The sequence below is a fragment of the Citreimonas salinaria genome (assembly GCF_900107235.1).
Classification (GTDB): domain Bacteria; phylum Pseudomonadota; class Alphaproteobacteria; order Rhodobacterales; family Rhodobacteraceae; genus Citreimonas; species Citreimonas salinaria.
In genome coordinates, this window is record NZ_FNPF01000004.1 from 154,263 (window position 1) to 172,713 (window position 18,451).

Annotated in this window: 17 protein-coding genes; 12 read left to right on the forward strand and 5 right to left on the reverse strand. The window is 68.1% G+C overall.

Annotated elements, in window-relative coordinates:
- Window positions 1–3: 3 nt before the first annotated feature.
- The 5 genes from BLW27_RS06810 to queG all read left to right on the forward strand — a co-directional run bounded on the left by BLW27_RS06810 (window position 4) and on the right by queG (window position 7,918).
- Entirely contained in the window at window positions 4–429 is a 426-nt protein-coding gene (locus BLW27_RS06810) for a GFA family protein (RefSeq protein WP_177177845.1), read from the forward strand.
- Entirely contained in the window at window positions 426–4,982 is a 4,557-nt protein-coding gene (gene gltB, locus BLW27_RS06815; RefSeq protein WP_089881303.1) for a glutamate synthase large subunit, read from the forward strand. Before BLW27_RS06810 ends, gltB begins: the two co-directional genes overlap by 4 nt.
- Window positions 4,983–5,313: 331 nt before the next feature.
- Window positions 5,314–6,048 (forward strand): monofunctional biosynthetic peptidoglycan transglycosylase, encoded by a 735-nt coding sequence (gene mtgA / locus BLW27_RS06820; RefSeq protein ID WP_089881307.1) that lies wholly within the window; start codon window positions 5,314–5,316, stop codon window positions 6,046–6,048.
- Between the two features lie 84 nt (window positions 6,049–6,132).
- Window positions 6,133–6,798, forward strand: a complete 666-nt coding sequence (gene fzlA, locus BLW27_RS06825; protein WP_089881310.1) for an FtsZ-binding protein FzlA — start codon at window positions 6,133–6,135, stop codon at window positions 6,796–6,798.
- A 70-nt stretch (window positions 6,799–6,868) separates the two neighbouring features.
- The gene (gene queG, locus BLW27_RS06830) at window positions 6,869–7,918 is read left to right on the forward strand and encodes a tRNA epoxyqueuosine(34) reductase QueG (protein ID WP_425429278.1); all 1,050 of its coding nucleotides are present in this window, start codon (window positions 6,869–6,871) and stop codon (window positions 7,916–7,918) included.
- Window positions 7,919–8,042: 124 nt separating this feature from the next.
- Here the strand turns inward: queG and BLW27_RS06835 are convergent, their stop codons facing one another.
- Window positions 8,043–8,543, reverse strand: coding sequence for a hypothetical protein (locus BLW27_RS06835; protein ID WP_089881313.1), 501 nt, complete (start codon window positions 8,541–8,543; stop codon window positions 8,043–8,045).
- Between the two features lie 161 nt (window positions 8,544–8,704).
- Here BLW27_RS06835 and msrB point away from each other — a divergent pair, with 161 nt between their 5' ends.
- The 5 genes from msrB (at window position 8,705) to BLW27_RS06860 (ending at window position 13,707) form a co-directional block, all read left to right on the forward strand.
- Window positions 8,705–9,154, forward strand: coding sequence for a peptide-methionine (R)-S-oxide reductase MsrB (gene msrB, locus BLW27_RS06840; RefSeq protein ID WP_089881317.1), 450 nt, complete (start codon window positions 8,705–8,707; stop codon window positions 9,152–9,154).
- A complete protein-coding gene (gene msrA / locus BLW27_RS06845) occupies window positions 9,151–9,660 on the forward strand; it encodes a peptide-methionine (S)-S-oxide reductase MsrA (RefSeq protein WP_089881320.1) in 510 nt (169 codons plus the stop codon). The genes msrB and msrA overlap by 4 nt, the downstream gene beginning before the upstream one ends.
- 223 nt (window positions 9,661–9,883) lie before the next feature.
- On the forward strand, window positions 9,884–11,896 hold the full coding sequence (locus BLW27_RS06850) for an NADPH-dependent 2,4-dienoyl-CoA reductase (protein WP_089881325.1): 2,013 nt from the start codon (window positions 9,884–9,886) through the stop codon (window positions 11,894–11,896).
- Between the two features lie 119 nt (window positions 11,897–12,015).
- Window positions 12,016–12,576 (forward strand): type 1 glutamine amidotransferase domain-containing protein, encoded by a 561-nt coding sequence (locus BLW27_RS06855; RefSeq protein ID WP_089881328.1) that lies wholly within the window; start codon window positions 12,016–12,018, stop codon window positions 12,574–12,576.
- 225 nt (window positions 12,577–12,801) lie between these two features.
- Window positions 12,802–13,707 (forward strand): LysR family transcriptional regulator, encoded by a 906-nt coding sequence (locus BLW27_RS06860; RefSeq protein ID WP_089881330.1) that lies wholly within the window; start codon window positions 12,802–12,804, stop codon window positions 13,705–13,707.
- Window positions 13,708–13,758: 51 nt separating this feature from the next.
- On the opposite strand, the gene BLW27_RS06865 is transcribed toward BLW27_RS06860, so the two are convergent.
- From BLW27_RS06865 to BLW27_RS06880, 4 genes are all read right to left on the reverse strand, one after another.
- A complete protein-coding gene (locus BLW27_RS06865; RefSeq protein WP_245710803.1) occupies window positions 13,759–14,676 on the reverse strand; it encodes an OmpA family protein in 918 nt (305 codons plus the stop codon).
- Complete coding sequence (locus BLW27_RS06870) at window positions 14,666–15,235, reverse strand: peroxidase-related enzyme (protein WP_089881338.1); 570 nt, start codon at window positions 15,233–15,235, stop codon at window positions 14,666–14,668. Before BLW27_RS06870 ends, BLW27_RS06865 begins: the two co-directional genes overlap by 11 nt.
- 68 nt (window positions 15,236–15,303) lie before the next feature.
- On the reverse strand, window positions 15,304–16,059 hold the full coding sequence (locus tag BLW27_RS06875; protein WP_089881342.1) for a GNAT family N-acetyltransferase: 756 nt from the start codon (window positions 16,057–16,059) through the stop codon (window positions 15,304–15,306).
- Entirely contained in the window at window positions 16,056–16,778 is a 723-nt protein-coding gene (locus BLW27_RS06880) for a competence/damage-inducible protein A (RefSeq protein WP_089881345.1), read from the reverse strand. Before BLW27_RS06880 ends, BLW27_RS06875 begins: the two co-directional genes overlap by 4 nt.
- A gap of 48 nt (window positions 16,779–16,826) precedes the next feature.
- On the opposite strand from BLW27_RS06880, the gene sfsA reads away from it, so the two are divergent.
- Both sfsA and map read left to right on the forward strand, forming a co-directional pair.
- On the forward strand, window positions 16,827–17,531 hold the full coding sequence (gene sfsA, locus BLW27_RS06885) for a DNA/RNA nuclease SfsA (RefSeq protein WP_089881348.1): 705 nt from the start codon (window positions 16,827–16,829) through the stop codon (window positions 17,529–17,531).
- A 63-nt stretch (window positions 17,532–17,594) separates the two neighbouring features.
- Window positions 17,595–18,434: a type I methionyl aminopeptidase gene (map, locus tag BLW27_RS06890; RefSeq protein ID WP_245710804.1), complete on the forward strand. Its 840-nt coding sequence runs from the start codon at window positions 17,595–17,597 to the stop codon at window positions 18,432–18,434.
- The last annotated feature ends 17 nt before the right edge of the window (window positions 18,435–18,451 follow it).

Below are 18,451 nucleotides of genomic sequence, written 5' to 3' on the forward strand. Positions count from 1 at the left end.
GTGATGAGCAGGGCGATCGAAGGCCGCTGCCTGTGCGGCGCGGTGACGCTGACGGTGGGCCGGCACGAACCGACGGTCGGCGCCTGCCACTGCACCATGTGCCGCCGCTGGGCCGGCTCGGCGCTGTTCGTCTTCAAGGGCGAGGATGTGCAGGTCGAGGGGCCGGTGAAGGTCTACCGCAGCTCGTCCTTCGCCGAGCGCGCCTTCTGCGGCACCTGCGGGAGCCTGCTGTGGTTCAAGGACCGCAACGACGACGATTACGACGTGCAGGTCGGCCTGTTCGAGGCCGCCCGCGAGTTTCCGCTGACCAGCGAGATCTACATCGACCAGCGCCTTGCCTGCCTGCCGCTCGAAGGCGGCCACCGGCAGGAAACGCAGGCCGAATACGAAGCAAAGTACCCATCCGTGGATGAAGGGGACCTGACATGACCAAGTACGAAAACACCAGGTACGACAGTGCATGGGTCGCCGCCGAGGAGGCCAAGCGCCGCTGGCTGGCCGAGAACGGGCTTTACTCGGAATCCGAGGAGCATTCCTCGTGCGGCGTGGGCCTCGTGGTCAGCGTCGACGGCACGCGGTCGCGCAAGGTGGTCGCGGCGGGCATCGACGCGCTCAAGGCGGTCTGGCACCGCGGCGCGGTCGATGCCGACGGCAAGACCGGCGACGGCGCGGGCATCCACGTGCAGATCCCCGTCAGCTTCTTCTACGACCAGATCGACCGCACCGGGCACACGCCGCGCAAGGACGAGCTGATCGCCGTGGGGCAGGTCTTCCTGCCGCGCACCGATTTCAACGCGCAGGAGGCCTGCCGCACCATCGTCGAGACCGAGGTGCTGCGCATGGGCCATTACATCTATGGCTGGCGCCACGTGCCGGTGAACGTCGACTGCCTGGGCGAGAAGGCCAACGCGACGCGCCCCGAGATCGAGCAGATCCTGATCTCTAACGCCAAGCGCATCCCCGAGGAGGATTTCGAGCGCGAGCTCTACGTCATCCGCCGCCGGATCGAGAAGGCCGCCGCCGCCGCCGGGATCAACGGGCTGTACATCGCCTCGCTGTCCTGCCGGTCGATCATCTACAAGGGCATGATGCTGGCCGAGCAGGTGTCGGAGTTCTATCCCGACCTGCTGGACGAGCGTTTTGAATCCGCGTTCGCGATCTACCACCAGCGCTATTCGACCAACACCTTCCCGCAATGGTGGCTGGCCCAGCCCTTCCGCATGCTTGCCCATAACGGCGAGATCAACACGCTGAAGGGCAACACCAACTGGATGAAGTCCCACGAGATCCGCATGGCGTCCGGCACCTTCGGCGACATGGCCGAGGACATCAAGCCGATCATCGCGCACGGGGCGTCCGACTCGGCCGCGCTGGACGCGGTGTTCGAGGTGCTGGTCCGCGCCGGGCGTTCCGCGCCGATGGCCAAGACCATGCTGATCCCGGAATCCTGGTCCAGGCAGGCGCTGGAACTGCCCGACGCCTGGCGCGACATGTATTCCTACTGCAACTCGGTGATGGAGCCGTGGGACGGCCCCGCCGCGCTTGCCATGACCGACGGCCGCTGGGTCTGCGGCGGGCTGGACCGCAACGGTCTGCGCCCGATGCGCTACGTGCTGACGGGCGACAACCTGCTGATCGCGGGCTCCGAGGTGGGCATGGTCCCGACCGACGAGGCCACGGTGAAGGAGAAGGGCGCGCTTGGCCCGGGCCAGATGATCGCCGTCGACATGGAAGAGGGCAAGCTCTACCACGACGTCGAGATCAAGGACCGCCTCGCCGCCGCGCAGCCCTTCGGCGAATGGGTCGGCAAGATCAACGAGCTCGACGAGCCGCTGGCCGCCGTGACCGAGAAGCCGCTTTACGAGGGCGCCGAGCTGCGCCGCCGCCAGATCGCCGCCGGCTACACGATCGAGGAACTGGAAAGCATCCTCGCGCCGATGGCCGAGGACGGCAAGGAAGCGATCGCCAGCATGGGCGACGACACGCCGTCCGCGGTGCTGTCGAAGAAGTATCGCCCGCTGTCGCACTACTTCCGCCAGAACTTCAGCCAGGTGACCAACCCGCCGATCGACAGCTTGCGCGAATTCCGCGTGATGTCGCTCAAGACGCGGTTCGGCAACCTCAAGAACGTGCTGGACGAGGACAGCAGCCAGACCGAGATCCTGGTGCTGGACAGCCCCTTCGTGGGCAACGCCCAGTTCGCCGAGCTGCGCAGGCACTTCAACGCCCCCGAGGTCGAGATCGACTGCACCTTCGCCGCCGGCGGCAAGCGCGACGCGCTGCGCACGGCCCTGACCCGCATCCGGTCCGAGGCCGAGGACGCCGTGCGCTCGGGCGCCGGGCACATCGTGCTGACGGACGAGCATTCGGGCGAAGGCGCCATCGCGATGCCGATGATCCTGGCCACCAGCGCGGTGCACAGCCACCTGACGCGCAAGGGGCTGCGGACCTTCTGCTCGCTCAACGTGCGCTCGGCCGAGTGCATCGACCCGCACTACTTCGCCGTGCTGATCGGCGCCGGTGCCACGGTCGTGAACGCCTACCTCGCCGAGGACAGCCTCGCCGACCGCATCAGCCGCGGGCTGCTGGACGGCACCCTGACCGAGGCGGTGGCGCGCTACCGCAACGCCATCGACCAGGGCCTGCTCAAGATCATGTCGAAGATGGGCATCAGCGTCATCTCGTCCTATCGCGGCGGCCTGAACTTCGAGGCGGTGGGCCTGTCCCGCGCCATGTGCGCCGAGTACTTCCCCGGCCTGATCAGCCGCATCAGCGGCATCGGCCTCAACGGCCTTCAGCGCAAGGCCGAGGAGGTCCACACCCTAAGCTTCGGCGGCGGGCGCGACGTGCTGCCCATCGGCGGCTTCTACAAGGCGCGCAAGACCGGCGAGACGCATGCCTGGGGCGCGCAGAACATGCACATGATGCAGGCGGCCTGCAACAAGGCCTCCTACGAGATGTGGAAGACCTATTCCAAGGCGATGCAGTCCAACCCGCCGATCCACCTGCGCGACCTGCTGGCGATCAAGCCGCTGGGCACCGCGATCCCGCTGGAAGAGGTCGAAAGCATCACCGCGATCCGCAAGCGGTTCGTGACGCCCGGCATGTCGCTGGGGGCGCTGTCGCCCGAGGCGCACAAGACGCTGAACGTCGCGATGAACCGCATCGGCGCGAAATCCGACAGCGGCGAGGGCGGCGAGGATCCGGCGCACTTCGTGCCGGAACCCAACGGCGACAACCCGTCGGCGAAGATCAAGCAGGTGGCCTCGGGGCGCTTCGGCGTCACGGCCGAGTACCTCAACCACTGCGAGGAGCTCGAGATCAAGGTCGCGCAGGGCGCCAAGCCCGGCGAGGGCGGTCAGCTTCCGGGCATGAAGGTCACCGACCTGATCGCGCGGCTGCGGCACTCGACCAAGGGCGTGACGCTGATCTCGCCGCCGCCGCACCACGACATCTACTCGATCGAGGACCTCGCGCAGCTGATCTACGACCTCAAGCAGATCAACCCGCGCTGCAAGGTGACGGTCAAGCTGGTGGCATCGTCCGGCGTGGGCACGATCGCGGCCGGCGTGGCGAAGGCCAAGGCCGACGTGATCCTGATCTCGGGCCATAACGGCGGCACGGGCGCGTCCCCTGCGACCAGCATCAAGTATGCCGGCCTGCCGTGGGAAATGGGCCTGACCGAGGCGCACCAGGTGCTGTCGATGAACAACCTGCGCGGCCGCGTCACGCTGCGCACGGATGGCGGGCTTCGGACCGGCCGTGACATTGTCATGGCCGCCATGATGGGCGCCGAGGAATACGGCATCGGCACCGCCGCGCTGATTGCGATGGGCTGCATCATGGTCCGCCAGTGCCAGAGCAACACCTGCCCGGTGGGCGTCTGCACGCAGGACCCGGCGCTTCGCGAGAAGTTCACCGGCAACGCGGACAAGGTGGTGAACCTCATCACCTTCTACGCGCAGGAGGTGCGCGAGGTGCTGGCATCCATCGGCGCGCGCAGCCTCGACGAGGTGATCGGCCGGGCCGACCTGCTCAGCCAGGTCAGCCGCGGGTCCGAGCATCTGGACGACCTCGACCTCAACCCGCTGCTGATCCGCGTCGACGGGTCCGAGGACATCGTCTACGACCGCAACAAGCCGCGCAACGAGGTGCCCGACACGCTGGACGCCGAGATCGTGCGCGACGCCGCGCGGTTCCTGGAGGACGGCGAGAAGATGCAGCTGTCCTACGCGGTGATGAACACGCACCGCACCGTGGGCACGCGCGTGTCGTCGCACATCGTGCGCAAGTTCGGCATGCGCAACGCGCTGCAGCCCGACCACCTGCACGTCAAGCTGACGGGCAGCGCCGGGCAGTCGCTGGGCGCCTTCGCGGCCCCGGGGCTGAAGCTGGAAGTGTCCGGCGACGCCAACGACTATGTCGGCAAGGGCCTGTCCGGTGGCCTCATCGTGGTCCGCCCGCCGCAGGTCAGCCCGCTGACCGCGTCCGAGAACACGATCATCGGCAACACGGTGCTTTACGGCGCCACGGCGGGCCACCTGTTCGCTGCCGGCCGCGCGGGCGAACGCTTCGCCGTGCGCAACTCGGGCGCGCAGGTCGTGGTCGAAGGCTGCGGCTCGAACGGTTGCGAGTACATGACCGGCGGGGTCGCCGTGATCCTCGGGAGCATCGGCGCGAACTTCGGCGCCGGCATGACCGGCGGCATGGCGTACCTCTACGACCCCGACACCCTGGCCGAGGTCCTGCTGAACCGCGAAGGCCTCGTCACCTGCCCGGTCACCACCCCGGAATGGGAGGCGCAGCTGCGCGGCCTGATCGAACGCCACGCCGCCGAGACCGGCAGCCGCAAGGCGCGCGACATCCTGCAGCACTGGGATCTCGAACTGCCGAAGTTCCTGCAGGTCTGCCCGACCGAGATGCTGGACAAGATCAAGTATCCGCTGGGCATCGAGGACCAGCTGGCCGTTCCGGCCGAATGATCCGCCACCAGCGACGCGACAGCCCCGGGGGACGCACCCCCGGGCCTTTTTCATTGCGCGGGGCCGAATTTCCGCCTTGGCGTGCGCGGGAATTGTGCCGGTCCGAAGTCGCGGGCGGCGGAGGATCACCTATACCGGCCGGTAAAAGACCCCGCCACGGCGGGCCTTTCGTTAAAGCTTCCTGAATCGGTCTCTGTAACCCATTGAAAAGTCTTGGGCGGACTCGTGTCCCACCGTGGGACACCCGGTTTGCGCGCGCGCCTCCGCTCGGGAATGAGTTGCACCCTGCGCCGCCTTGACCCTATCTGCGCGGGCATCCACGGGGGCGGACATGGCCAAGAAACAGACCGGCACGTCGAAGCGAGACAAGGCGGCAAGGGCGCGCCGGCGCGCCCCGCTGCGCTGGCTGCGCCGGCAGGCGCTGCGCGCCGTGCTGGCCGTGGCCGCGCTCGCCCTGCTGCTGGTCCTCGTCTTCCGGTTCGTCGCCCCTCCCACGACCCACACGATGTGGGTCGAATCGCGCCGCCTCGGCGGGGTCGAGCGCGACTGGGTCCCGGTCGATCGCATCGCCCCGGTCATGCTGCGCAGCGCCGTCGCCGCCGAGGATGCGAATTTCTGCGCCCACTGGGGCTTCGACATGAACGCCATCCGCGACGCGATCGCCGACGGCGCCGCGCGGGGCGGCTCGACGATCAGCCAGCAGGTTGTGAAGAACGTCTTCCTCTGGCAGGGGCGGTCATGGCCCCGCAAGGCGCTCGAAGCCGGGCTGACTCCGCTGGTCGAGGCATTCTGGCCCAAGCGCCGCATCCTCGAGGTCTATCTGAACGTCGCCGAGTTCGACGAAGGCGTCTTCGGCGTCGAGGCCGCGGCACTCCACTATTTCGGCGTCGCCGCCGCCGATCTCAGCGACGCCGAGGCCGCGCGGCTGGCCGCGATCCTGCCCGCCCCCAAGAGCCGCAGCGCCGTCGATCCGACCGCCGCCACGCGCCGCCGCGCGGCGCAGATCGCCGACGGCGCCGTGGTCATCGCCCGCGACGGCCGCGCCGCCTGCTTCGAGGCGGAGTGACGCCGATCCCGGCTCCGTCAGCTTGAACTGGCCGCTCGTTAGGGACTAAGACAGGCGCGGTTTTCCCCAATTGCCGGACCCTTCATGGCCAAGCTCTATCACGTGCCTCTGTCTCCCTTCTGTCGCAAGGTTCGGCTGAGCCTTGCCGAGAAGAAGATCCAGTGCGAGCTGGTCGAGGAGCGATACTGGGAGAAGGACGCCGATTTCCTGCGCCGCAACCCGGCCGCGAAGGTGCCGGTGCTGAAGATCGACGGCAAGGTCATGGCCGAGTCCACGGCCATCTGCGAGTGGATCGAGGAGAAGTATCCCGAGCCGCCGCTGATGCCGCGCGCCGCCGACGCCCGCTACGAGGTGCGCCGCCTTGTGGGCTGGTTCGACGACAAGTTCCACAACGAGGTCACGTCCAAGCTGCTCTACGAGCGCGTGAACAAGAAGGTGATGAAGCAGGGCTTTCCGGATTCGACCAACGTCAAATCAGGCGCGAAGGCGATCAAGTACCACCTCGACTACATGGCGTGGCTGCTGGATCACCGCCGCTGGCTGGCGGGAGACGTGATGACCTTGGCCGACTTTGCCGCCGCGGCCCACCTGTCGGCGCTGGACTACATCTCGGACGTGGACTGGAACCGCAGCGCGGCGGTCAAGGACTGGTACGCGAAGATCAAGTCGCGCCCGGCCTTCCGGTCCATCCTGGCCGACCAGGTGCCGGGCTTCCCGCCGCCGCGGCATTACGCCGACCTGGATTTCTGAGGATGACGGTACGGCGCGCGCCTGCGGCGACGCCCCGCCCGCCATCCCGCAACGCACCGAACGACTGGAGGTGCCCATCGCCGACGCGGCCGATCTGAAGCAGCGCGTGTTTGCGCGCGCGCTGGAGGAGGGGTTCTCCTCCGCCCGCGTCTGCGCGCCGGACGCGGTGCCGCAGGTCATGGAGCGGCTGCAGGCGTATCTCGACGCGGGGTATCACGGGCAGATGGGGTGGATGGCGGACCGGGTGCACTGGCGCGGCGACCCGGCGGCGCTGTGGCCCGAGGCGCGTTCGGTCATCATGCTGGCCGAGAATTACGGCCCTGACCACGATCCGCTGGCGGTGCTCGAGACGCCCGAAAGCGCCGCGATCAGCGTCTATGCCCAGAACCGCGATTACCACGATGTCGCCAAGAAGCGGCTGAAGCGGCTGGGGCGCTGGCTGATCGACGAGGCGGGCGGCGAGATCAAGGTCTTCGTCGACACCGCCCCCGTGCCCGAGAAGGCGCTGGCGCAGGCGGCGGGGCTGGGCTGGCAGGGCAAGCACACGAACGTGGTCAGCCGCGAGCTGGGGTCGTGGTTCTTCCTTGGGTGTCTGTTCACGACGCTGGACCTGCCGAAGGATGCGGCCGAGGTGGATCATTGCGGGTCGTGCCGGCGCTGTCTTGACGTGTGCCCGACGGACGCGTTTCCGGCGCCCTACCGGCTGGATGCGCGGCGCTGCATTTCCTACCTGACGATCGAGCACAAGGGTCCGGTGGACGAGGCGCTGCGCCCGGCGCTGGGCAACCGGATCTATGGCTGCGACGACTGCCTGGCGGTTTGTCCCTGGAACAAGTTCGCGCAAGCCTCGGCCGAAGCGAAGTACCACGCGCGCGACGATCTGCTGGCGCCCGACCTTGCGGATCTGGCTGCGCTGGACGATGCGGCGTTCCGGGCGCTGTTCTCGGGCTCTCCGATCAAGCGGATCGGGCGCGACCGCTTCGTGCGCAACGTCTGCTACGCGATCGGCAACTCGGGCGCGGCGCGGCTGGTCCCGGCAGCGCAGGCGCTGTGCGACGATCCCGATCCGGCCGTCGCGGACGCGGCGCGCTGGGCGGTGGATCGGCTGCGTGGAGACTGAGACGGGACGGCGTCAACGAAAGAAGGCGCCAACCGGGTGACCGGCCGACGCCTTCTGGTCGTGCCTTGGGAGAGAAAGCCCAAGACCTCTCACTTAACGGTAGAGCGGCGGAAAGCAAGCCCGATCAGCTGCGCGTGTCCACAACAAGAGAGATTTCCGTCGCCGAGGATCCATAGGCGGCGATCACATCGCCGGGGGCATAGCCGGCCTCTTCCAGCGCGGCGCGTAAAGTGGAGTCGGATTCGATCCCGGCGCGGATGCGCCCGATCTTGCCGGAAGCATCGGACAGCGCGCTGTCGAGGCCTTCTGCGTCGCCCGACATGCTGTCCAGCGTGACGGTCTCGACCTCGGTCACCGACGAGACCGATTGCCAGGCGATCTCGGGCATGGTGTCTTCCTCTAGGTCCGAGATCAACGTGGCGATGTCTTCGGGTGCGCCTTCGGTCTCGGTCTCGTTCAGCGTGGTGGTGACGCCGAACATCGCCGCGCTGCCGGACGAGCCGAACGTGGCGACGCCGTCATCCTCCTGCGCCAGGGCGGGCACGGCGAAAAGCGCGCTCAGGGCGAGGCCGAACATGGCGCCCGGACCCGCGGCCGTCTTCTTGATCTGCGTGATGCGTGACATCTTCTTCGTCCTCCTGTCGGATTGTCGTCGTCGTTGTCGTGTGTCACGGGTAGCGAACGCCTGACGCTGGGGAAAGGTTCAACGCTCACACCAGCGCGACGGACGTTGCACCGGCCGGCACGCGGCCCACATAATGGGCAAGACAGTTCAGGAGGACGGCAATGGCCAAATATGAACGCCGCGCCGAAGTGATCGATTCGCTGACGCCCGAGCAATACCGGGTGACCCAGCAGAACGGCACCGAGCGGCCCGGAACGGGCGAATACCTCGAAAACAAGGAACCGGGGATCTACGTCGACGTCGTTTCGGGCGAGCCGCTTTTCGCTTCGGGTGACAAGTACGAGTCCGGCTGCGGCTGGCCCAGCTTCGTGAAGCCGATCGAGCCCGCGCACGTGACCGAGTTGCGCGATGCCAGCCTGGGGATGATCCGCACCGAGGTGCGCAGCGCCCACGGCGACAGCCATCTCGGCCACGTTTTCCCGGACGGGCCGCCGGACCGCGGCGGGCTGCGCTACTGCATCAACTCGGCCTCGCTGCGCTTCGTGCATCGCGACGACATGGAGGCCGAAGGCTACGGCGAGTATCTGGACCAGGTGGAGGAACGGGCATGAGCTTGGAACGCGCAGTGCTGGCCGGGGGATGCTTCTGGGGCATGCAGGACCTGATCCGCAAGCTCGACGGGGTCGAGAAGACCCGCGTGGGCTATACCGGCGGCGACGTGAAGAACGCGACCTACCGCGACCACGGGACGCACGCCGAGGGCATCGAGATCTGGTTCGACCCGGCGCGCATCAGCTATCGCCGGATCCTGGAGTTCTTCTTCCAGATCCACGACCCGACCACGCCGAACCGGCAGGGCAACGATCGCGGCATGAGCTATCGCAGCGCGATCTACTACGTGGACGACGCGCAGCGGCAGGAAGCGCTGGACACCATTGCCGATGTCGAGGCGTCGGGCATCTGGCCGGGTCGCGTCGTGACCGAGGTCGAGCCGGTGGGCGATTTCTGGGAGGCCGAACCCGAGCACCAAGATTACCTCGAGCGGTTCCCGGGTGGCTACACCTGTCACTTCCCGCGTCCCGATTGGGTTCTGCCGCGCCGCGACGCGGCAGAGTGAGGCACGGGGCCGCGTTCGCGGCCAGATGATCTGAAGATGGATTATGGGGCGGAGGCCGATGGGTCGCCGCCCTTTTTCGATTTGCTCGGCGCTGGTGCTGCGATGCCCCCGATCAACACCGGTGGCCCACCCGCTCACCGCGCCGGACCCGCTCTGACGTCACGTGTCGCGTGACAGGGTGCGCGCGATCATGTGAGGTTCCGCAAAACCGAAAGGCCCTTCGATGACCGCCTATCCGCACATGCTCGCCCCGCTCGACCTTGGCTTCACAACGCTGCCGAACCGGGTGCTGATGGGATCGATGCACACCAACCTCGAGGAAAAGGGCGACTGGAACCGCGTGGCCGAGTTCTACGCCGCCCGCGCGCGCGGCGGTGCGGGGCTGATGGTCACGGGCGGCATGGCGCCCAACGTCGAAGGCGGAGTGTTTCCGGGCGCGGCGGGTCTGTTCACGGCAGTCGATCTTGCCAATCATCGGATGGTGACGGACCGCGTGCACGATGCGGGCGGCAAGATCGCGATGCAGATCCTGCACGCCGGGCGCTATGCCTACGGGCCGAACTGCGTCGCACCATCGGCGATCAAGGCGCCGATCGCGCCCTTCAAGCCCATCGCGCTGGACGAGGCGGGGATCGAGAAGCAGATCGGCGACATCGTCACCGCCGCCGCCCGCGCGCGCGAGGCGGGCTATGACGGCGTCGAGGTGATGGGCTCGGAGGGATATTTCCTCAACCAGTTCCTGGTGACGCATACCAACAAGCGCACCGACCGCTGGGGCGGGCCCTACGAGAACCGGATGCGCCTTCCGGTCGAGGTGATGCGTCGCGTGCGCGCCGCCGTGGGCGACGATTTCATCGTGATCTTCCGGCTGTCGATGATCGATCTGGTGCCTGACGGCTCGACCCATGACGAGGTCGTGCAACTGGCGCAGGCGGTCGAGGCCGCGGGCGCCACGATCATCAACACCGGGATCGGCTGGCACGAAAGTCGGGTGCCGACCATCGCCACCTCGGTCCCCCGCGCGGCCTTCGCCTGGGTGACTAGGAAGCTGATGGGCAAGGTCGGCGTGCCACTGATCGCCTCGAACCGGATCAACACGCCCGAGGTGGCCGAGCAGGTGCTGGCCGACGGTTGCGCCGACATGGTCAGCATGGCGCGGCCCTGGCTGGCGGACGAGGCCTTCGTCAAGAAGGCGGCGACGGGCCGTGCGCACCTGATCGCGCCCTGCATCGCCTGCAACCAGGCGTGCCTGGACCATACCTTTCAGGGCAAGGTGTCGTCGTGCCTGGTGAACCCGCGTGCGGCGTTCGAGACCGAGATCGTGATCGAACCGGCGGCCGAGCCGAAGCGCGTCGCGGTCGTGGGCGCCGGGCCGGCGGGCCTGTCGGCGGCGATCACCGCGGCGCAGCGTGGCCACGCGGTGACGCTGTTCGATGCCGAGGGCCGCATCGGCGGACAGCTGAACATGGCGCGCGCGATCCCCGGGAAGGAGGAGTTCCACGGCCTTGTCCATTGGTTCGACGCGATGCTGGACGAGGTCGGCGTGACGCGCGCGCTGGGCCGCATGGTCGGGGTCGAGGATCTGGAGGAATTCGAAGAGGTGATCGTCGCCACCGGCGTCACTCCGCGCGACCCGCGGATCCCGGGACAGGACCACCCGATGGTGGTGGGCTACGCCGACGTGCTGCGCGGCCGCGTCACGCCCGGTCAGCGCGTCGCCGTGGTGGGCGCAGGTGGCATCGGCTTCGACGTGTCCGAGTTCCTCGTGACCGACGAAAGCCCGACGATGCACTTGCCGGACTGGATGCGCGAATGGGGCGTGACCGATCCCGAGACGCGGTCGGGGCTGGCGCCGGAAGGCCCACGCCCGGACCGGCCGGCGCGGCAGGTCGTGCTGCTGCAGCGCAAGGTGGAAAAGCCCGGGCGGCGGCTGGGCAAGACCACCGGCTGGATTCACCGGTCGAGCCTCAAGATGCGGGGGGTCGAGATGCGCTCGGGCGTGACCTACGAGCGCATTGATGACGCGGGTCTGCATGTCACCGTGGATGGCGAGAACGAACTGATCGCCTGCGACACGGTCGTGCTGTGCGCCGGGCAGGAAAGCGCCCGCGGCCTCGCCGATGCGTTGCAGGCGGCCGGACGCGACTGCCACGTGATCGGCGGAGCGGATGTGGCGGCGGAGCTGGACGCCAAGCGCGCGATCGACCAGGGCGTACGGCTGGCCGCGACGCTGTGACGAATGCCGCCGCGCGCTCACGCAGACGCGATCAGTGCGGTGGAACAGACCGCGGAGGGGTCCGGTTGGCGGGGTGACAGCAGCGACGCGCTGCCCGACACACGCAAAGGAGGTTTCCAATGACCGCCATCGCAAATGCACGCATCCTGATCATGGCCACCAACGGCTTCGAGCAGTCCGAACTGGAAGTGCCCCGCGACACGCTGCGCGACCACGGCGCAACGGTCGAGATCGCCAGCACCGACGGCAAGGCGATCAAGGGCTGGGACAAGACGGACTGGGGCCGCGAGGCCGAGGTCGACCTGAAGATCGAGGACGTGGACCCGAACCGCTACGACGCGCTGGTCCTGCCGGGCGGGCAGATCAACCCCGACATCCTGCGCACGCACGCGCCCGCCGTCGCCGCGATCAAGGCCTTCGCCAAGCAGGACAAGATCATCGCCGCGATCTGCCACGCCCCGTGGCTGCTTATCGAGGCAGAGCTGGTCGCCGGCCGCGAGCTGACGTCCTATCACTCGATCAAGAACGACGTCGTCAATGCCGGCGGCCGCTGGATGGACGAAGAGGTCGTTGCCGACCACGCGCTGATCACCTCGCGCAATCCCGGCGATCTGGAGGCGTTCTGCAACAAGATCGTCGAAGAGATCGAAAGCGGACACCACGCCCGCAAGGCCGCCTAAGCGCCTAGTGGGCAACGCGCCCGGCGCGGAACGATTGCCAGCCCCGCACGGCTTTCCGTGCGGGGCTTTCGCGTTGCAGGCCGGCTTTGCGGGCGCGCTGTGCGGCACTTCTGTTTCCCCGCCCGTGACAGCCCGGCAAACTCCCTTCAATTGTCTGCGTCGCGCCACGGTTCAGCCCGATTCCGCCGCCATACCAAACGCAACGACATGCATGGGGAGACGGGCATGGATCGCCTGACCGAGATGGAGGCTTTCGCGACGGTGGTGGACCAGGGGGGCTTCACCGACGCCGCAAAGAAGCTGGGCATCTCGAAATCCGCCGTGTCCAAGCACGTCTCGAGCCTCGAGGCGCGGCTGGGCGCGCGGCTGCTGAACCGCACCACGCGCCGCGTCAGCCCGACCGAGATCGGCCTTGCCTATTACGACCGCGCGCGCCGCGTGCTCAACGACGCCGGAGAGGCCGATGCGCTGGTCACCTCGATGCAGTCGGCGCCTTCGGGGCTGCTGCGGATCAGCGTGGCCACCGATTTCGGCGTCAACCACCTGTCGCCAATGCTCGGCGAATTCCTGTCCGAATTCCCCGACATCACGGTGAACATGGTCCTGAACAACCGCTACGTTGAGCTTATCAGCGAGGGTTTCGACATGGCGATCCGGATCGGCGATCTCGAGGACAGCACCCTGCGCGCGCGCAAGTTGACCGAGACGACCAAGCGGATGATCGCCGCGCCTTCCTATTTCGAAAGGTTTGGCCGTCCCGCCCGGATCGACGACCTGAACGAGCACAAGCTGCTGCACTACTCCAACCAGTCTTCGGGCAATGTCTGGAAGGTTACCGCGCCCTCGGGTGAAAAGCGCCAGGTGCGCACCGCCGGCTGGCTGTCGGTCAACGACGGGCAGTCGCTTCTGAACGCCTGCGTGGCGGGCCTGGGGATCGCCTACCTGCCGTCGTACCTGTACCACGACGCGATGCGCAAAGGTCTGGTCGAGGATGCGATGCCCGATCTGCCGGTCGAGACGCAGGGCATCTATGCGGTCTATCCTCCGGGCCGGTTCACGCAGCCCAAGGTGCGCGCCTTCATCGATTTCCTCGCGCACGCCTTCGCCGACAAGGGGCCGCAGGTCTGGTGATCGGCTACGCGACCTCGGCCCGTCACCGTCCCTGAAGCGGTGCTGACGGTCTCACTCGGCCGGAAGCAGCACCGCGTCTATGCGCCGGTTGGCCTGCCGTCCCGCCTCGATCAGGTTCGACGCGATGGGCGCGAGGTAGCCCGCCCCCTCGGCCGCGATCTGCCCCTGCGTGGTGGCGTGGCGGCTTCTGAGGTAGTCCACCGCCGCCAGCGCACGCTGCCGCGAGAGGGCGCGGTTGGCCTCCAGCGAGCCGGTCGCGTCGGTGTGGCCCACGAGCAGCACGCGGCGGTCGGGGTTCTCGTTCAGGTACTCTGCCAGCAGGTCGAGCGACTCGACCGCCCCCTCGCCCAGGCCGGCATCGCCACTTGCGAAGTCCAGGTCGCGCAGCGTGGCGCGGCCGTCGCGTTCGAGCCGCGTGATCAGGCCGGCCGCGTCGTCGGGCGCGGGACTTGCCTCGACGGCGACGGCGGGCGTTTCCTCGGTCGTGTCGGCGCGGATGATCTGCAGATAGCCTGCCCCGGGATCGACGCTGGCGAGGGCGGACACGCCGGACCCGTCCGGCGCCAGGGCTGACACGGCGCGAAAATCGCGCAGGTCCACGAACATCGCCGGAGCGGGAATGACCCGCGTGTTGAAGCGGAAATCAAAGCCGCCGCACTGCTCGGCCGCGCAATCCAGCACGATTGTCCAGCCGGCATCGCGCAGCGCCTCGCGAATGGGGCGGATGATCTGCTGCGGCGTCAGGCCCGGAGGCACGCGCCAAGCGGTTTCCTCCACGGTGCCCTCGATCACCTTGACGGGAATGCCTTCTTTTACGCTCCACGGTCCTACGGGCAGGGAGTAGCGACCGTCGGGCACGCTTTGCGTCTGCGTCAGGCTGGCCCCGCGCGGCAGCGGAAGGCTTTGCGCTACCGCCGCGCCCGCCCATGCCGCGGCCAGCGCCGCCGCGGCAAGCGCCCTAGCGGTCAAGTCCGTGATAGGCGTCGTTGGGACGCATGTCGGTGGCGCTGGCGACGCGGTTGGTCATGTTGAAGAAACCCGCCACGTTGGCGATGTCCCAGATATCCGCATCCGAAAAGCCCGCGTCGCGCAGCGCCTCGCGGTCGTATTCGGCGATCTGGGCCGAATTCAGGGTCATCTTCTCCGCGAAGGACAGCATCGCGCGCTGCCGGTGGTTCAGGTCGGCGACGCGCCAGTTCATCACCAGCATCTCGCCCAGCTTCGGGTCGCCCGACAGCGCCCGCACCGCCTGACCGTGCGCCGTCAGACAGTAGAAGCACCGGTTCACGGCCGAAACGACAACGGCGATCATCTCGCGCTCGAGCTTGCTCAGCCCGCTGTCGGCCAGCATCAGCTGGTTGTAGATCGCGCTGAAGGCGTTCAGCTTGTCGATGTCGTGGGCATGGGCCTTCAGCACATTGGGCACGAGGCCCAGCTTGTCCTGGCAGACGTCGAAGTACTTTTGCGTCTGCTCGGGCAGCGGATCGACCACGGGCAGGTCGAGCGCGGTGGGGTTGTCGTCGCTCATGGTCTTTCCTCCGCTGCGCCGTCGGTCATGCGCCGCCGGCGCACGAATGGTCACGCGTCTCCGGCGCGCTAACCGTCACATGCCTCCGGCGCGATGCGGTAATGGTAGCCGCCAGCAAGCTCCATCCGCAACCGATCATAGAGGGCGTTCGCGCCCGCATTGGCCTCGGTGCACAGGACCGCCATCCAATCAGCGCCATTGTCGCGCGCCCAGAAAGCCGCCTGCCGCATCATCCACGCACCCAGGCCCCGGCGGCGGAAGGGGGGTGCAATCTCCAGAGCGTGAACCATGGCGATGCCGTCATGGATCGCGCAGAACCCTGCGCCGGCGGGCTTGTCCAGCGCGCGCCCGAACAGGCCGGTCTTCGGGGAGGCTGCGCGCTCCATCACGCGCAGGCGCGCAGGGCCGATGCCACCCGCGGCCCAGATCTCGCGCATGATCGACAGCGGCTCCCAGACGCAGAAGGCGGTCAGGTACGGCACCGGCAGGTCGGTCAGCCGCTCGACCGGGCAGAGCCAGAGCGCCGTCAGATCGGCCACCGCGTAGCCGCGCGCCGCAAGCGCCGTGTCAAGCGTGTCCGCGCCCGCCGGCACCATGAACAGCGCGGGTTGCCCCGCCTCGCGCATCGCCGCCTCGACCCGCGCGATCGCGTCGGCAAGTCCACCTTCCGCCGTACCCGTTGCCGCGCCGTCCCACGTGGCGCAGGACACGCGTTTGCCGCCGCCATCGCCGTCGCGCAACGTGAAGCCGGCCACCGACCATGTCCGCGCCGCGGGCCATGTCGCGTGGATCGCCGCGAACAGCCGGCCCGTGTCGGGCGTCATTCGTCCATCAGCCGGGAAAGCCGCGTCATCGCGGCGTCGATACGCGCACCGTCGGTGCCGCGCACCACCACGTTCGCGCCGTAGACGCCGTTCTTCTGGAACGGGTACGAGCCGAATTGCAGATCGCCGAACTCGGCCGCAAGCGCGCCGAGCGGGCCGGCGATGTCGCCCTCGCCGCGCTCGATGCGTAGGGTCTGGGACAGCAGCGGCTCACCGCCCTTGAGCGTCGGCAGCACGGTGGCGACCATCGCTTGGAACACCGCCGGCACGCCCGCCATGACGTGCACGTTGCCGAGGGTGAAGCCCGGCGCGGCCGAGACGGGGTTGTCGATCAGCGTTGCCCCGTCGGGAATGCGTGCCATGCGCAGCCGCGCCTCGTTCATCTGGTTGCCCTGCCGGTCGTAATGCGCCTGCAGGATCGCACGGGCGTCTTCGCGCACGTCGATGCCCACGCCGAAGGCACGCGCGACGCAGTCGGCGGTGATGTCGTCATGCGTTGGCCCGATCCCGCCCGAGGTCACCACCGTGTCATGGGACGCGCGCAGGTCGTTCAGCGCCGCGACGATGGCGTCGGGATCGTCTGCAACGAAGCGCACCTCGCGCAGGTCAACGCCGGTACGGGTGAATTCCTGCGCCAGGAAATGCATGTTCGAGTCGCGGGTGCGCCCGGACAGGATCTCGTCTCCGATCACCAGCATGGCGGCGGTGGGGTTGGGCATGGGTCGCGCTCCTTGCGGGCTTCCGGCCTTCGGTATAGGCCGCGCGCCATGCGTTTTCAAACCCCGCTGATCCGCGCCCGGCTTGTCCGCCGCTACAAGCGGTTCCTGGCCGATTGCGTGCTGGAGGACGGCCGCGCGGTGGTGGCGCATGTGGCGAACCCTGGCGCGATGCTCGGCCTCGCCGACCCGGGACTGACCGTGTGGCTGGAGCCGAACGACGACCCCCGCAAGAAGCTGCGCTTCGCCATGCGGTTGGTTCAGGACGCGCGCGGCGCGCTGGTCGGCGTGGATACCGGCGCCGCGAACCGCATCCTGCGCCCTGCGCTTCAGGCCGGGGCAGTGCCCGGACTGAATGGCTACGACGCGGTGCGCCCGGAAGTCTGCTACGACGAAGGCAGCCGCGTCGATTTCCTGCTGACAGCCGAAGGCCGCCCCGACGCCTATGTCGAGGTCAAGTCGGTGACCCTGTCGCGGGCGCCGGGCCTGGCCGAGTTTCCCGATTGCGTCACCGCCCGCGGCACGCGGCATCTTGGCGCGCTGGCGCGCATGGTCGGGCAAGGGCACCGGGCGGTGATGCTGTACCTTGTGCAGCGCGACGACGCGCAGCGAATGGCGCTGGCGGCCGATCTGGACCCGGCCTATGCCGCCGCGTTCGATGCGGCCAGTGCCGCCGGAGTCGAGGCGGTGGCGCTGGGCTGCACGCTGGGACGCGAGGGCATAGCGCCCGCGGCGCCGCTGCCTTTCGTGGCCTGAGGATCGCGGCGTGCGACGCAATGCTGCACTGCCGCACTGGCAAAACGCCACAAGAGGCGCTAAATGAGGGACAAACGCAAGGGAATGCACGTCGTGAACCATGATACCGGTGGCCGTCTCACCCGGGACGGCATCCGCATTTACCAGAGGGACGACTTCGCCGGGATGCACCGGGCGGGCGAACTGGCCGCGCGCATCCTCGACGAGGTCGCCGAACTGGTCGAGGTCGGCCAGACCACCGGCGCGCTCGACGAGTTCATCCGCAAGCGGGTCGAGGAGGCAGGGGCCACCTCGGCCACGATCGGCTACAAGGGCTATCAGCACGCCAGCTGCATCAGCGTGAACCACGTGGTCTGCCACGGCATCCCCGGCGACAAGAAGCTCAAGGACGGCGATATCCTGAACATCGACGTGACGGTCATCGTCGACGGCTGGTTCGGCGATACCAGTCGGATGTACGTTGCGGGCAAGCTGCCCCGCAAGGCCGAGCGGCTGATGGACGTCACGCACGACGCGCTGATGCGCGGCATCGAGGCGGTCAAGCCGGGGAACACCTTCGGCGATATCGGCCACGCCATCCAGACCTACGTCGAGGCGCAGCGCATGTCGGTCGTGCGCGATTTCTGCGGCCACGGGCTGGGCCGCGTATTCCACGCGCCGCCCAACGTGCTGCATTACGGCCGCCCTGGCACCGGTCCGGTTCTCGAAGAGGGCATGTTCTTCACGATCGAGCCGATGGTGAACCTTGGCCGCCCCGAGACCAAGGTGCTGACCGACGAATGGACCGCCGTGACCCGTGACAAGTCGCTGTCGGCGCAGTTCGAGCACTCGGTCGGGGTGACAGCGGACGGTGCCGAGATTTTCACGCTTTCACCGGCGGGGCGCTTCCACCCGACCTATTGATGCGCGCGGGACCGGAC